The sequence below is a fragment of the Variovorax sp. dw_308 genome (assembly GCF_019207085.1).
GTDB lineage: Bacteria > Pseudomonadota > Gammaproteobacteria > Burkholderiales > Burkholderiaceae_C > Variovorax.
The window spans coordinates 226140-240417 of sequence record NZ_JAATOM010000005.1 but is presented as its reverse complement, the minus strand read 5'-3'; the positions used below and the strand labels follow the sequence as shown (position 1 = coordinate 240417).

The 14278-nt window shown below is 66.5% G+C and carries 10 protein-coding genes; 7 read left to right on the top strand and 3 right to left on the bottom strand.

Translation table 11 applies throughout. The features are described from left to right. Positions 1-33 precede the first annotated feature (33 nt). A complete protein-coding gene (fahA, locus tag HCU76_RS13070) occupies positions 34-1308 on the top strand; it encodes a fumarylacetoacetase (RefSeq protein WP_218509530.1) in 1275 nt (424 codons plus the stop codon). Positions 1309-1335: 27 nt separating this feature from the next. Here fahA and HCU76_RS13065 read toward each other — a convergent pair whose 3' ends face one another. Beyond that, the gene (locus HCU76_RS13065; protein ID WP_213956180.1) at positions 1336-1782 is read right to left on the bottom strand and encodes an acyl-CoA thioesterase; all 447 of its coding nucleotides are present in this window, start codon (positions 1780-1782) and stop codon (positions 1336-1338) included. Between the two features lie 514 nt (positions 1783-2296). Between HCU76_RS13065 and HCU76_RS13060 the strand changes: the two genes are divergently transcribed. The 5 genes from HCU76_RS13060 to tesB all read left to right on the top strand — a co-directional run bounded on the left by HCU76_RS13060 (position 2297) and on the right by tesB (position 12131). Continuing rightward, positions 2297-5224, top strand: coding sequence for a hypothetical protein (locus HCU76_RS13060; RefSeq protein WP_213956179.1), 2928 nt, complete (start codon positions 2297-2299; stop codon positions 5222-5224). A gap of 506 nt (positions 5225-5730) precedes the next feature. Beyond that, positions 5731-8652, top strand: a complete 2922-nt coding sequence (locus HCU76_RS13055; protein ID WP_218509529.1) for a hypothetical protein — start codon at positions 5731-5733, stop codon at positions 8650-8652. A gap of 73 nt (positions 8653-8725) precedes the next feature. Continuing rightward, the gene (locus HCU76_RS13050) at positions 8726-9721 is read left to right on the top strand and encodes a Bug family tripartite tricarboxylate transporter substrate binding protein (protein ID WP_371319812.1); all 996 of its coding nucleotides are present in this window, start codon (positions 8726-8728) and stop codon (positions 9719-9721) included. Positions 9722-9731: 10 nt separating this feature from the next. Continuing rightward, positions 9732-11087, top strand: coding sequence for an FAD-dependent oxidoreductase (locus HCU76_RS13045; protein ID WP_218509696.1), 1356 nt, complete (start codon positions 9732-9734; stop codon positions 11085-11087). 126 nt (positions 11088-11213) lie between these two features. After that, positions 11214-12131, top strand: coding sequence for an acyl-CoA thioesterase II (tesB, locus tag HCU76_RS13040; RefSeq protein WP_218509528.1), 918 nt, complete (start codon positions 11214-11216; stop codon positions 12129-12131). Here tesB and HCU76_RS13035 read toward each other — a convergent pair. Both HCU76_RS13035 and atpE read right to left on the bottom strand, forming a co-directional pair. Continuing rightward, a complete protein-coding gene (locus tag HCU76_RS13035) occupies positions 12109-12954 on the bottom strand; it encodes a GNAT family N-acetyltransferase (RefSeq protein ID WP_218509527.1) in 846 nt (281 codons plus the stop codon). The genes tesB and HCU76_RS13035 overlap by 23 nt on opposite strands. 51 nt (positions 12955-13005) lie before the next feature. After that, positions 13006-13248: a F0F1 ATP synthase subunit C gene (gene atpE, locus HCU76_RS13030; protein WP_218509526.1), complete on the bottom strand. Its 243-nt coding sequence runs from the start codon at positions 13246-13248 to the stop codon at positions 13006-13008. A gap of 65 nt (positions 13249-13313) precedes the next feature. On the opposite strand from atpE, the gene HCU76_RS13025 reads away from it, so the two are divergent. Continuing rightward, on the top strand, positions 13314-14201 hold the full coding sequence (locus HCU76_RS13025; protein WP_218509525.1) for a hypothetical protein: 888 nt from the start codon (positions 13314-13316) through the stop codon (positions 14199-14201). The last annotated feature ends 77 nt before the right edge of the window (positions 14202-14278 follow it).

The window sequence follows — 14278 nt, the reverse complement described above, 5'->3', positions numbered from 1 at the left end:
GCACGCATCACGACGCATCCACCAGGGGGAACAATGAACTACGACATCAACGCCACGCACGACCCGAACCTGCGCAGCTGGGTGGCGACCGCCAACGTGCCGGGCTGCGACTTCCCGATCCAGAACCTGCCCTTCGGCCGGTTCAGGCCGGCCGGCAGCGCGGAGCCGTTTCGCATCGGCGTGGCGATCGGCGACCGCGTGCTGGACCTGGAGGCTGCCCACGTGCTGGAGCACTCCGACATGAACATCGTCATGTCGGCATCGCCCGCCGAGCGGGCAGCATTGCGCGCCCTGTTGTCCGAGGACCTGCGCGAAGGCAGCCCCAAGGAGAAGCATTGGCAGCTGGCGCTGTATGCCCAGGCCGACGTCGAGATGACCGTGCCTTGCACCATCGGCGACTACACCGACTTCTACACCGGCATCCATCACGCGACCACCGTCGGCAAGCTGTTCCGCCCCGACGCGCCGCTGATGCCCAACTACAAGTGGATGCCCATCGGCTACCACGGCCGCGCCTCGTCCATCGGCGTGAGTGGCCAGCGCTTCAAGCGGCCCAAGGGGCAGACCAAGGCGCCCGATGCGGAAACGCCGAGCTTCGGCCCGTCGAAGCGGCTCGACTACGAACTCGAACTCGGCTTCTTCATCGGCCAGGGCAACGCGCTGGGCGAGCCGATCGGCATCGCCGAGGCCGAGCAGCACCTTTTCGGCGTGACCCTGCTCAACGACTGGTCGGCGCGCGACCTTCAGGCCTGGGAATACCAGCCGCTCGGCCCGTTCCTCGCGAAGAACTTCGCCACCACCTTGTCGCCCTGGCTGGTGACGATGGAGGCGCTGGCGCCCTTCCGTGCCAAGGCTTTCGAGCGTCCGGCGGGCGATCCGCTGCCGCTGCCGTACCTCGACAGCGACGTCAACCGCCACACCGGCGGGCTCGACATCACGCTCGAGGTCCTGCTGCAGACCGCGAAGATGCGCGCGGCCGGCCAACCCGCGACGCGGCTCACGCGCGGCAACGCCACGCAGGCCGCCTACTGGACCGCCGCGCAACTGGTCGCGCATCACACGGTGAATGGCTGCAACCTGCAGCCGGGCGATCTGCTCGGCTCCGGCACCCTTTCCGGTCCCGAGGCCGACCAGGCGGGGTCGCTGCTGGAACTCACGCTGGGCGGCAAGAACCCGATCACGCTGCCGAATGGCGAGAGCCGCACCTTTCTCGAAGACGGCGACACGCTTACGCTGCGCGGCTACTGCGAGCGTAAGGGGGCGGTGCGCATCGGGTTGGGTGAGGTGAGCGGAACGGTGGTCGGTTGAGGCAGCGCTGCCGCATCGAACCTGTCGCTACGGATTCGACGCCGCCCGCGCCGCATCCAGATTCGCCTTCGCCCGCTCCGCCAGCGCCATCTCGCCCGGCGTGCTGGGCGTGAAGGCCTCCGCCGGCATCGGCCTGCCATGCGAATCGACCGAGACGAACACGATCAGGCATTCGGTGGTCTTGGTCATGACGCCGCCCTTCATGTCGCCGCTGCGCACTTCGACCGAGATGTTCATGCTGGTCTTGCCGGTGTAGGCCAGGCGCGCCTCCACTTCGACCAGGTCGCCGATCATGATCGGGTGGTGAAAGCGGATGCCGCCGATGAAGGCCGTCACGCAGTAGCGCTTGGCCCAGCTCGTGGCGCACGCGTAGCCGGCCTCGTCGATCCACTTCATGACCGTGCCGCCGTGCACCTTGCCGCCGAAGTTGACCGTGCTGGGCTCGGCGAGAAAACGAAGCGTGATGGAGGACATGGAACCCTTTGAGGACGGCCAAGGCGGCGATGGTCTGATTATCCTGAGGACCCGTTTCCGCGCCACTCCGACGCGCACGAGGTGACGGACGGCGGATACCTCGCAACGCGGAAAACCGCAGCGCAAAAGGTCCGAATCGCGCATCTACATGTCGGCGAAGGCGCATCCAGCCCGTCGGAAACGACGCAACGTTGCAACAGACGGCGTCCTACATCTTCCTTTGTTGCGCGCCTGCAACGCCATAACTGCACCAAACGGGAGCAAAAACGCACATTCTTGGCGCATTTTCGATGCTTGTAACCCGCTATCTGTTTCAGAAACGTGGACATGTGCTTGGCCCGGAACGAAGGCCTCCGAGGGAAAAGGCATATATCGATCGAACGATTGTTGATCTGTAACTAACAATTGTTGCTGCAGCGCAGCAGGCAGAAAACGTTTGAAAGACAAGTTGCCTAAAAAAGGTCGTCTATGTACCAATAAGTAATGACGAAATTCGGCAATCAACCTTAATGTAATGAAGAAGACAACACTACTCGCGCTGATCCTCGCGACGACCCTGGCCGCGTGCGGGGGCGGAAGCGGCAGCAGCGGCACCTCCTCCCTCGGCACAGTCGCCGCGCTCGATAAGCCTTCCACCACAGTCGAAGCCGCCACCACGCCAGACACCACAGCCGACCCGAAGGGCACCACCCGCCAGAAAACCGTCTACACGCACCTGGCCAACGAAGGTGAAATCTTCACGTTGCCCGCGGTGACCACGGTGCGCTTCGGCAGCGGCAGCAACTGGAAAACGGTCGACATGCCCGCGAACATCGCGATCATGTGCCACGTCGACATCTTCGGTAATCCCGGCGTGCCTGCACCCCGGGTCTGCGAGACAGTGGTCAATGTGCCCGACACGACCACGACCACGCCGGCAACGCCGGCGACGACCACGGGAACCGCGCCGGCGGGCTCGTCGGTGATCCCGGGAAAGACGATCACGCACCTGGCCAACGAAGGTGAAATCTTCAAGTTGACGGCGATCACCACGGTGCGCTTCGGCAGCGGCAGCAGTTGGAAAACGGTCGACATGCCCGCGAACATCGCGATCATGTGCCACGTCGACATCTTCGGTAACCCTGGCGTGCCTGCACCCCGGGTCTGCGAGACGGTGGTCGACGCGGGGGCTTCGACCTCGCCGCCCGCATCGACGCCAAGCACACCTGCCACAACGCCGCCTGCCACGACGCCTTCCACCCCTGCCACGTCGACGCCGACGGCGCCTGCAGGCTCCAGCACGATTCCCGGGAAGACGATCACGCACCTGGCCAACGAAGGTGAAATCTTCAAGTTGACGGCGATCACCACGGTGCGCTTCGGCAGCGGCAGCAGTTGGAAAACGGTCGACATGCCCGCGAACATCGCGATCATGTGCCACGTCGACATCTTCGGTAACCCCGGCGTGCCCGCACCCCGGGTCTGCGAAACCGTGGTCGACACAGTGGCTTCCGCCCCCTCGACGCCGGTGGTGACGCCCCCCGCCACCACGACGCCGCCCGTCGTCACGACGCCGCCCGTGACCACGCCCCCGGCGTCCGGCGGCAGCAGTGGCACGGCCTTGTCCGGCGATGTCGTCGATTCCTCCGGCAAGGTCGTTGCGGCCGCCTACAACAAGATGGCCTCCCTGATGAGCGACCCGGTCGGGCTGGCCTACCGCTACGGTCCGGACGCACCGTCGTACGGCGCCAGCGGCGGCGTGCAGTTGTACGGTCCGCGCCCCAACATCCTGTTCAACAACTACCAGTACATCGCGGCCAACGCCCCGTACAACTGGCAGGTGGGTGCGCGTTCCGCCAGCGCCGGCGCCTATTCCAGCAACCAGGCCAACGTCGCCTTCGCCGCCGACAGCTCTGCCAACGTGGGCATCACCGACTTCCAGACGACGACCCACATGTTCAGCACCTTTGCGCAGTTGCCGCAGTTGAGCTGGACCCTCTACGGGGGCGGCCTCGACAGCATCAACGTGGTGGACTACCGGTCCAAGGGCGTCGTCAGCGGCGCCCCGGTCGCGGTCGCGCGATGCGGCGGACGCCCCGGCTTCTGCAATGAAGGCATCGCGGTGTTCCAGAACGGTGTGATCGGCACCGTGGGCACCAACACCGCCAACAACAGGGCAACGACCCAGCTGCCGGCCAACAAGGTGCCCACGGGCATCGCCCTGACCAACAACAGCGAGTTCGCGCTGGTCACCGTGTGGGACACCAACACGCAAAAGGGCCAGGTGGCGGTGGTGGCCATGGCCGGGCTGTGCAACAGCTGCAACCCGCTCAACAGCCAGGCCAACGGCAGCTACAGCGCCTGGTACAACTGGTGGAACGAGTGGATGGGCGTGTACCCTGGCCTGACGAACGTCGGCAACATCGCCTTCATGAAGATCCTGGGCTATGTCGACCTCGTCGCCACCGATGGCACCGCGATGAACGCTCCGACGGAGATCGCCGCGACGACCGGGTATGACGCATTCAACACCCTGGTGGCGGGCGGCGCCTTCGTGGGCTACCCCAATCCCCTGACCAGCCAGACCAACCGCCAGGCCTTCCTGAGTGGCAATCTTTCCGACAAGTACGCCAAGGGCGGCATGGCAGTCGTGATCTCCAAGTCGGAGAAGAAGGCGGCCTTCATCGACCTGAAGCCATTGTTCACGTACTTCAACGGCGTGTACTTTGGTGGTGACATCGGCACGTTCAACGCGCGAATGGCCACCTTGGGCCAGGGGGCCAACCAGTGGCCCAACATCACGAACGCGACGGCGCAGATGCCGACGGTCGTCAAGATGATCGCCACGGCCGACAAGCCGACAGCCGTCAAGACCACGGTGTTTGGCGCCAACCAGCGCGCCTGGATCGCGACGCAGGATGGCACATTGCGCGTCTACAGCCTTGGCAGTTATGCGCCGGGCCCGACCGTGGCTTCGCCGACGCCGTCGTCGATCAGCGAACTGACACAGTTCGCGATCAACGTCGGCCGCAACCCGACTTCGATGTCCGTCTCGAAGGGTGAACCGGACATTCCCGTGACCTATGCCGATCCGAACTTCCAGGTGCTGGTGAATTCGCGCGGCGACCGCAAGATCTCATGGGTTCGCTTCGGCAGCAACAGCAGCACCATTGCGCGCACCTTGCAGGATCCGCGGATGCTGGACCCGATCGCGGTCGAGGATGCAGACAACTTCGCGAACTGGGGCTACGTGGTGACCGTTGCCGACTACGGGGGCAAGGCCGTCCATAACTTCCGCTACGGTCCGGTGATCTTCATCGATGGCGGGGCCTGCCCCAACGCCAACAGTTGCCCGGTCGTTCCGACCAACGGGACGCCCTTCGGGACGATGAAGATCGAATACGGCGGCAAGATGACCCTCCCGGGGCGGCCGTTCCAACTGAGCGGGACCAACGTGTCCTGAGCCGCGAGGCCCGCCGGGCCGGCTCGAGTCGAGGTGGCAATGCCCACATCGACTTGAGATCGGCGCATCCGGCGCATCGCCGCACATTCGAAAGGGCCCGCCTCGCGCGGGCCTTTTTTCGTCCGGCAGTGCCGTCAATGCGCGCGGGGGCGCTCGGCGCCAAGCGCGGTTTGGTTGTCGTGAAATTGCAACGATTTCATGTCGCCAACTGCCTGCACTGTTGCTCGAAGGCAACGTGATTTTTTCCTGAGCTTGAAAGAAAGACGTTGGCACTGACGCCTGCGCGTCCAGGGCAACCCGAGTTGTTACAAGCCGGCGGATCCGGTGCCAGTCAAATCCAACGGATTCGGGCCCATTCCGCATGAAGCGCCCGTTCGTTTCTTTACATTTGCCCCCCAATGTTGTGACAACACCGCAGATAGAAACATTTGAAAGAACGGTTGCGTGGAAAGTGCCTGCTATGTACAAATAAGTAATTACAGGGAACGGAAAACAATTAGAACGTAATGAAGAAGTCAGCATTTGCCGCGCTCGTCCTCGCGTCCATCTTGACCGCATGCGGCGGTGGCAGCGGCGGCAGCAATGCCTCATCCTTTGCCGGCGCGACCGGCGCAGTCGACAAGACCATCAGCGTCCCGAGTGCCGAAGCCTCGTCCGGTTCCACCGACGCCAAGGCCAGCGCCCGCGAGAAAATCGTCACCACGCACCTGGCCAACGAAGGCGAGATCTTCAAGCTGTCGGTGCCGACCTGGGTGCGCTTTGGCAGTGGCAGCAATTGGCGCGAGATCATCATGCCCGCCAACATCGCCATCATGTGCCACGTCGACATCTTCGGATACCCCGGCGTGGCCGCGCCCAGGGTCTGCGAGACGATGATCGACGTACCGGACACCGCGCCGGCCACCGGAAAGACCTACACGGCCCTGGCAAAGGAAGGCGAGATCTTCAGGCTGGCGACGCCGACCGTCGTGCGCTTTGGCAGCGGCAACAACTGGCGCGAGGTCACCATGCCCGCCAACATCGCCATCATGTGCCACGTCGACCTCTTCGGGTACCCCGGCGTGGGCGCACCCAGGGTCTGCGAGACGGTGACCGACACACCGGCGCAGCCGGCGACGTCTTCGCAGATTCCGGGGAAGACGATCGTCCGCGTGGCCAACGAGGGCGGGATCTTCAATCTGGCAGCAATCACCCCGGTCCGCTTTGGCAACGGCAGCAGTTGGCGCACGGTCACCATGCCCCCCAACATCCCCATCATGTGCCACGTCGACCTCTTCGGAAACCCCGGCGTGCCTGCGCCCAGGGTCTGCGAATCGGTGGTCGACACGCCGGCGGCGCCCCCGCCGGCTCCGGGCAAGTTGATCGAACCCCTGGTCAGGGAAGGTGAGATCTTCAAGCTGACGTCGCCGACCGTGGTGCGCTTTGGCAGCGGCAACAACTGGCGCGAGGTCCTGATGCCCGCGGACATCGCCATCATGTGCCACATCGACCTCTTCGGGAATCCTGGCGTTCCGGCGCCCAGGGTCTGCGAGACCGTGCGCGACGGGGCGAGTTCCGGCGGCGCCCAGACGCTGCCGAGCATCGGCTCGTCCCTGGTCGGCGACGTGGTCGACGCATCCGGCAAGATCGTCGACGCGGCCTATTCCGCCATGGCGGCGTTGCTGAGCAAGCCGGAAGGCATGACCTACCGCTACGGTCCGAATGCGGCCTCGTACGGCGCGGGCGGAGGTGCCCAGTTGTTCGGGCCGCGGCCCAACAACAACTTTCTGGGCTACCAGTACATGTCTCCCGATGCGCCGTATCTCTGGCAGGTCGGGGCGCGTTCCGCCAGTCCGGGCCTGTATTCCAGCAACAAGGCCAACGTCAGCTTCGTGGCCGACAGCAATGCGGCCCACGTGGGGATCGCCGATTTCCAGACGACGACCCACATGTTCAGCACTTTCGCGCAGTTGCCGCAGTTGAGCTGGACCCTCTACGGGGCGGGCCTCAACAGCATCAACGTGGCGGACTACAGGGCCAAGGGCATCGTGGGCGGCGACCCGGTCGCGGTCACGCGTTGCGGGGGGCGTCCCGGTTTCTGCAACCAGGGCCTGGCGGCGTTCCAGAACGGTGTGATCGGCACCGTCGGCACCAACACCGCCACCAACAGGTCGACGGTGAAGCTGCCTCCCAACAAGGTCCCAACAGGCATCGCCATGACCAACAACAGCGAGTTCGCGCTGGTCACGGTGTGGGACACCACCGCCATGAAGGGCCAGGTAGCGGTGGTGGCGCTGGCTGGCCTCTGCGACAACTGCAACCCGTTCAACAGCCAGGCCAACGGCGACTACAGCGCCTGGTACAACTGGTGGAACGAGTGGATGGGCGTGTACCCCGGCCTGCCCAACATCGGCAACATCGCCTTCATGAAGATCCTGGGCTACATCGACCTCGTCGGCCCGGATGGCTCCGTGATGAAGGCGCCGACGGAGATTGCGGTGACCACCGGGGTGGACCCGTTCGACACCATGCTGCCCGGCGGCATCTTCGTGGGCACGCCGCTTCCGTTGACCAACCAGGCCAACCGGCAGGCTTTCCTGAACGGCGAGAACGCATGGAAGTACGCCAAGGGCGGGATGGCGGTGGTGATCTCCAAGTCGGAGAAGAAGGCCGCCTTCATCGACCTGAAGCCGTTGTTCGCCTTCGTCAACAGCATCTACTTCGGTGGCGACCTGGGCACCTTCAACGCGCGCATGGCCAGCCTGGGCCAGGCCGACAGCCAATGGCCGTACACGTTCGCCAACCAGCCGCAACAGGCGCCCACGGTGGTCAAGATGATCTCGTTGCCGGAGAAGCCGACCGCGGTCAAGACCACCGTGTGGGGGCCGAACCAGCGCGCCTGGATCGCGACGCAGGAGGGCGTCCTGCGTGTCTACAGCCTCGGAAACTATGCGCCCGGCCGGACGGCGACGGCGACCACGGCGTCCTCGATCGCCGAGTTGCCGCAGTTCGCGGCCAATGTCGGCCGCAACCCGACATCGCTGTCGTGGTCGAAGGGCGAGCCGGACATTCCCACCGAATATGCCGATCCCAACATGCAGGTGATCGTGACTTCGCGCGGTGATCGCAAGATCTCCTGGGTCCGTTTCGGCGCCAACAGCAGCAGCATCGTGCGCACGCTGCAGGATCCGCGGATGCAGGACCCGATCGCCGTCGAGGACGCGGACAACTTCGCGAACTGGGGTTACGTCGTGACGGTCGCCGACCATGAAGGCAGGGCCGTCCACAACTTCCGCTACGGCCCGGTCTCCTTCATCGATGGCGGCGCCTGCCCCAAGGCCACCGGCGGCTGCCCGGTGATTGCAACCAACGGCGTGAAGATCGAATACGGCGGCAAGATGGACTTGCCCGGCAAGCCGTTCCAGGTCAGCGGGGCCAACGTCCCCTGAGAAGGTGTGAATCCGAGGCCCGCCGTGCGCGGGCCTCTTCACATGGGCGCTCGCAAGAAAGCCCTGTGCGATCATGCCGGCCATGCCAATCTCCCGTCGAAACCTCCTGCTTGCGGCTAGCGCCGCGCCTCTTTTTGCGCCTCTTCTTGCGCCTCTTGCCAGCCATGCCCAGGGCAACACCTGGCCGACCCGGCCGGTGCATCTCGTGGTCGGCTTTCCGGGCGGCTCCACACCCGACATTGCAGCGCGTGTGCTGGCCGAAGCGCTGGCGCGCGCGCTGGGCCAGCCGGTCGTCGTGGACAACAAGCCGGGCGCCTCCGGCAACATCGCCGCGGACTTCGTGGCCAAGGCCACGGACGACCACACGCTGGGTATCGTCATCAACGGCAACCTGACCTCGTCGAAGCTTCTTTACCCGAGCCTGCCCTACGACCCGGCGCGCGATTTCACCGAACTGTCGCTGCTGGTCACCGCGCCGCTGGTGCTGGTGGCCTTGCCCTCGCTGCCATCGGGTCCGACGTTCTTCGACGCGGCCCGTGTCGCGGGCGACAAGTGGAACTACGGTTCGGTCGGCGTCGGCTCGGTCGGGCACCTCGGCATGGAATTGCTCAAGTCCCGCGTGCGCGGCTTTGCGCCGGTGCATGTGCCGTTCCAGGGCAATCCGCAGGTCATCACCGCGATGCTCGGCGGGCAGGTGCAGATGGCGCTGGTTCCACCCGGCGTGGCCATGCCGCAAGTGCGCACCGGCAAGATCAAGGCCATCGGCCTGACCAGTGGGCGCAGTCCGCTCGCGCCCGAAGTCGCGCCCTTGGCCAATGCCGGCGTGCGCGACTTCGACCTGGAGGTGTGGGCCGCGCTGCTCGGGCCGGCCAGCCTGTCGAAGGCGGCGCAGGAACGCATCGCGCACGAACTCGGGCCGATCATGAAATCGGCCGACGTGCGGCAGAAGCTGTTCGACCAGGGCTGGCAGGCGGTGGGCACCTCGCCCGACGGCATGCGCGCGCGGGTGAAGAAAGAGGCCGCGATCATGGCCGGCATCATCAATGCCCAGGGCATCAAGCTTGAATAGTGTCGGCGGCATGCTCACCGAGCCGGCGCGCAGGCTGCCGGTTTTCGGCGAGTACGACGTGGTCGTGATCGGTGGCGGCCCGGCCGGCCTGGCCGCGAGCGCCAGTGCGGCGCGCCACGGTGCGCGCACCTTGCTCGTCGAGCGCTATGGCTTCCTGGGCGGCATGGGCACGGCGGGCGGCGTGACCAACTTCGCCGGGCTCCATGGCCGGCGCGGCGGCGAGATGACGCAGGTGGTGCACGGCGTGGTGGACGAATTGCTGGACCGCATCGATGCGCTCGGCGGCCTCAACAAGCCGCAGGACGGCATGCAGGGCCGCATCCGGGTGCGCTCCTACGATGTGTCGGCCTACAAGTGCGCGGCCGACCAGTTGCTGCTCGCGGCGGGCGTGGATGTGTTGTTCCACGCGTGGGCCGCATCCGTGCTGATGGAGGATGCGGCGGAAGGTGCGCCGGCGCGCATCGCCGCCCTGGTGGTCGAGACCAAGTCGGGCCGGCAGGCCATCCGGGCCGGCGCCTTCGTCGACTGCTCCGGCGACGCCGATGTGGCCGCCTTTGCCGGCGTGCCTTTCGAGGTGGGCGACGGGCAGGGCAACAGCCTGTTCCCGACCACGATGTTCCGCGTCGGCCATGTCGAGCCAGGGCCGGCGCTCGCAGCCATCGGCGAGTTCAAGGCCATCAACGACCTGATGGAAGCCGCGCTGCGCGACGAGCCCGGTCGCTACAGGTTTCCGCGCGAGGGCGCGATCGTGCGGCCGCAGATCAACCCGAGCGAATGGCGCGCCAACGTGACGCAGATCCGCAATGCCGAGGGCCGTGCGATGAGCGGGGTGGACGCGCGTCAGCTCAGCGCCGGCGAAACCGAGGGCCGGCGCCAGATCGTCGAGTACTTCCGCTTCATGCGCGACAAGGTGCCGGGCTTTGCCCAGGCGCAGATCGTCGACATCGCGGCGCAGGTCGGCATCCGCGAGACCCGGCGCATCGATGGCGCCTATGCGCTCACCGGCGAGGACATCCTGTCGTCGGCCCGCTTCGACGATGCGATCGGCATCAACGCCTGGCCGATGGAGCTGCACCGCGACGGCCGCATCGACTGGGGCTTTCCGCGCGACGCCGACAACGCCTGCAACGACCTGCCCTGGCGCATGCTGGTGCCCCACAAGGTCGACAACCTGCTCGTCGCCGGGCGTTGCGCCTCGATGACGCACGAAGGCCAATCAGCCGCGCGGGCGAGCGGAGGCTGCTTCGTGATGGGTCAGGCTGCCGGCACCGCGGCGGCGATGGCCCGGGGCGCGTCGATGCGTGCCGTCGACGTCGCGGCGCTGCAAGGGGCGCTGGCGGCGGATGGCGTGCTTCTTGCGCGTTAGCGTGCGGTCCCGCAAATAGCCGCGCAACGATTTCGCGCCTCGTGGGCCACATGCCACGCGGCGCCGCTGGAACCCAGGCGACGCGCCCCCGCATTTCGCCGATCCGACGGCGGCAAAATCAAAGCCATGAGTCTCACCACCGCCCACGCCGACCGCATCGTCAAGGACCTCGTCACTCTGCTGCGGCTGGAGCAACTTGACGCCGACCGCTTCCGCGGTGCCACCGAGGACATCGGCACGCGCAACGTGTTCGGCGGACAGGTGCTGGGCCAGGCCCTGATGGCCGCCATCCGCACGGTCGACGCGTCGCGCCCGGTGCATTCGCTGCATGCCTACTTCCTGCTCGCCGGCGACAAGCGCGAGGCCATCGACTACGTGGTCGACCGCGTGCGCGATGGCCGCAGCTTCGCAACGCGGCGCGTGTCGGCGATCCAGAAGGGCCGCACCATCTTCACGATGATGGCCTCGTTCCAGGCCGGCGAGACAGGCGCCTTCGAGCACCAGCACACGATGCCCGACGTGCCCGCGCCGGAGACGCTGGTGAGCGACGCCGCATTGCGTCGCGCGATGGTGACTCGCGTGCCGGACCTGGCAGCCCGCTCCAAGTTCGACGCCGAGCGGCCCATCGAGTACCGCACGGTTGACCCGACCGACCCGCTGGAGCCAGAGCCGCGCCCGGACGACTACCGCCTCTGGATGCGATCGCTGACCGCCTTGCCCGACGACCATGCGCTGCATTGCGCGATGCTGGCCTACGCGTCGGACCACGGCCTGCTGCGCGCGGCCTTGCTGCCGCACGGCCTGAGCTTCATGCAGCCCGACCTGGTGGCCGCGAGCCTCGACCATGCGATGTGGTTCCACCGCGACTTCCGCATGGACGACTGGCTGCTGTATTCGATCGATTCGCCCAACGGCGTGGATTCGCGCGGCCTGTGCCGCGGCGAGATCTATTCGCGCGACGGCCGGCTGGTCGCGTCGGTGGCGCAGGAGGGCGTGGTGCGCCTGATCGACCCGGAGACGCTCAGCCGAGCTCGAAAGAAGTGACGCCGTAGACGCGCTCGATCTCGCAGGCCGGCGTGGCCCCGGCATACATGCGCGCCGTCTCGAACACCCGTTGCAGTCCGAGCGAAGTGGCCAGCAAGGCGGCATCGGCATTGCGCAGCGGCACGTCGAGGAACACCGTGTCGCCGACCGGCACGCTGCGGCACAGCGCCAGGTAGAGCGACTTGGCCACGTCGCGGCTCTCGGCCACGAGCGGGCCGATCTTGTGGCCCTCGCGGCACTTGCGGATCAGGCCCCACCCGGCCAGGCGCTTGCGCTCCATCCAGGCCAGCCCGGTGGCGTCGGGCATGCCGACCCAGGCGCGCAGGAACTCATCGCGCGCGGCCGGGAACACGCGGCGGTCGTCGCTGCGAACCAGCTTGAAGTCGACGCCCGACAACGGCACGATCTGTCCCGCCACCGCCTGCCCCGCGGGGCGGGCCACGCCGGCGAAGCGCGCGTTGTTCCACGCCAGCGTGAAGCCGCTGCGCCGGTAGTTGTCCTGCTGCGCCGGCACGCCGTCCAGGCCGATCACGCGCCCTTCCAGCCGGGCCATTCCCGCCTGCCACAGCTTCAGGCCGAAGCCCTTGCCGCGCCACGGCGGCGCGACCACGTAGAAGCCGATGAAGCCGAAGTGCGCCTCGTAGCGCACGGCGGCGATGCAGCCCACGGGCTTGCCCTCGTGTTCGCCGATCAGGAAGCCCTCGGGGTCGGCCGCATGGAAGCAGGCGGCATCGTGCAGGCCCGGGTTCCAGCCCTCGAGCGCGGCGAAGTCGATGGCCAGGCGCATTTCGTTCGGGCGCAAGGTGCGGATGTGCAGGTCCATGGACCCGATTGGACGCCAAACACGGGCTTGTGTCTGCCATCCGCCGCCAACTCACCCCCGGAACGGATTCGAGGTCGCAAACCAGAGACCGATGCCGGTGGCGATGATGAAGGCGCCATCGGTCACGCCCGCGATCAGGAAGAACTTGGTCTGCAACGTGTCGACCAGTTCCGGCTGCCGCGCGGTGCCTTCGAGGAACTTCGAGCCGACGATGCCGATGCCGATGCAGGAGCCGAAGGCGGCGACGCCGATGAGCAGCGAGACGCCGAGGGGGAGGAGGTCGAAGCCGTTCATGGACTGGTTCCTTGTGCGGGTTGTGAGTCGTGCCCTCACTGTCGTGCCCTGGCTGCGTCGGGTCGATGACGCCGCAGGTCATGCGGGACAGCACACCAGTCGGTGTAAGGTCGCGGCAACGCCGGAAACTTTCTGCAATGATTTCAAAGCTGCCGCTGTCGTTCCCTTTCCCTTTCCCTTCGCCTGCGACGCGCCGGATGTTCGCTTCGCGCCTCGCGCTCGCCGCTGCCGCGCTCGGTTGCGCCGCCAGCGGCTGGGCACGGGGGCCGGCGGCGCCACCGGTTGCCCCGACCATCGAATTCATCTACGAAGGCGCGCTGGGCACCGACGCCATCGGCATGACGCTGGCGCCGGTCAAGGGTGCGGAAGGGCAGCTGACGGGGCACTACTTCCTCGGCAAGGCGCTGGCGGACATTCCGTTGACCGGCAGCCAGCAAAACGGGCGGCTGCTGCTCCTCGAAGCGGGCGGCGGCGTTTTCGACCTCGAGCTGGTGGGCGCGGGCAATGGCGATGGCAAGCCGCCGGAGCTGGCCAACAGCATCGGCGCGACCGGGACGTGGACGCTGGCGAAGCGGCGCCTGGACGTGACCCTTGGCAACACCGGCAAGCGCGAGAGCAGCGCGCGACGCTACGAGAAAGTCACCAGCGAGCCCGATGCGGCCTTCGAGGCGCGCGTGCAGGACTTCTACAAGGCCGTGCTGGCAAGCGAGCGTGCCGAGGCTGCGCGCTTCGTCGACTATCCGCTGAAGGTCAAGCAGGGCGGCAAGACGCGCCAGATCGCGAGCACCGAGCAACTGGTCGCCGCATGGGACCAGGTCTTCACCAAACCTTTCATCGAGGCGCTGAAGGTGGCGCTGCCGCACGACATGTCCGTTGCGAACGGGCAGGCGATGATGGGAAGCGGAGTGATCTGGTTCGGGGCGAAGGGGGCGGCGGTGATCAATTTGCCGTAGCAGGCATCGATATGGAGGCACGGTGCGCCTGCGATGCCGCGCCTCCCCCATCCGGCGGAGAAAGTGGCACGCGGCGC

Excerpts from the sequence above, each read along its gene's own strand:
- HCU76_RS13055 (WP_218509529.1), top strand. The coding sequence starts at position 5,731 with ATGAAGAAGTCAGCATTTGCCGCGCTCGTCCTCGCGTCCATCTTGACC.
- HCU76_RS13025 (WP_218509525.1), top strand. The coding sequence starts at position 13,314 with ATGACGCCGCAGGTCATGCGGGACAGCACACCAGTCGGTGTAAGGTCG.
- HCU76_RS13065 (WP_213956180.1), bottom strand. The coding sequence starts at position 1,782 with ATGTCCTCCATCACGCTTCGTTTTCTCGCCGAGCCCAGCACGGTCAAC.
- HCU76_RS13060 (WP_213956179.1), top strand. The coding sequence starts at position 2,297 with ATGAAGAAGACAACACTACTCGCGCTGATCCTCGCGACGACCCTGGCC.
- atpE (WP_218509526.1), bottom strand. The coding sequence starts at position 13,248 with ATGAACGGCTTCGACCTCCTCCCCCTCGGCGTCTCGCTGCTCATCGGC.
- HCU76_RS13045 (WP_218509696.1), top strand. The coding sequence starts at position 9,732 with ATGCTCACCGAGCCGGCGCGCAGGCTGCCGGTTTTCGGCGAGTACGAC.
- HCU76_RS13050 (WP_371319812.1), top strand. The coding sequence starts at position 8,726 with ATGCCGGCCATGCCAATCTCCCGTCGAAACCTCCTGCTTGCGGCTAGC.
- fahA (WP_218509530.1), top strand. The coding sequence starts at position 34 with ATGAACTACGACATCAACGCCACGCACGACCCGAACCTGCGCAGCTGG.
- HCU76_RS13035 (WP_218509527.1), bottom strand. The coding sequence starts at position 12,954 with ATGGACCTGCACATCCGCACCTTGCGCCCGAACGAAATGCGCCTGGCC.
- tesB (WP_218509528.1), top strand. The coding sequence starts at position 11,214 with ATGAGTCTCACCACCGCCCACGCCGACCGCATCGTCAAGGACCTCGTC.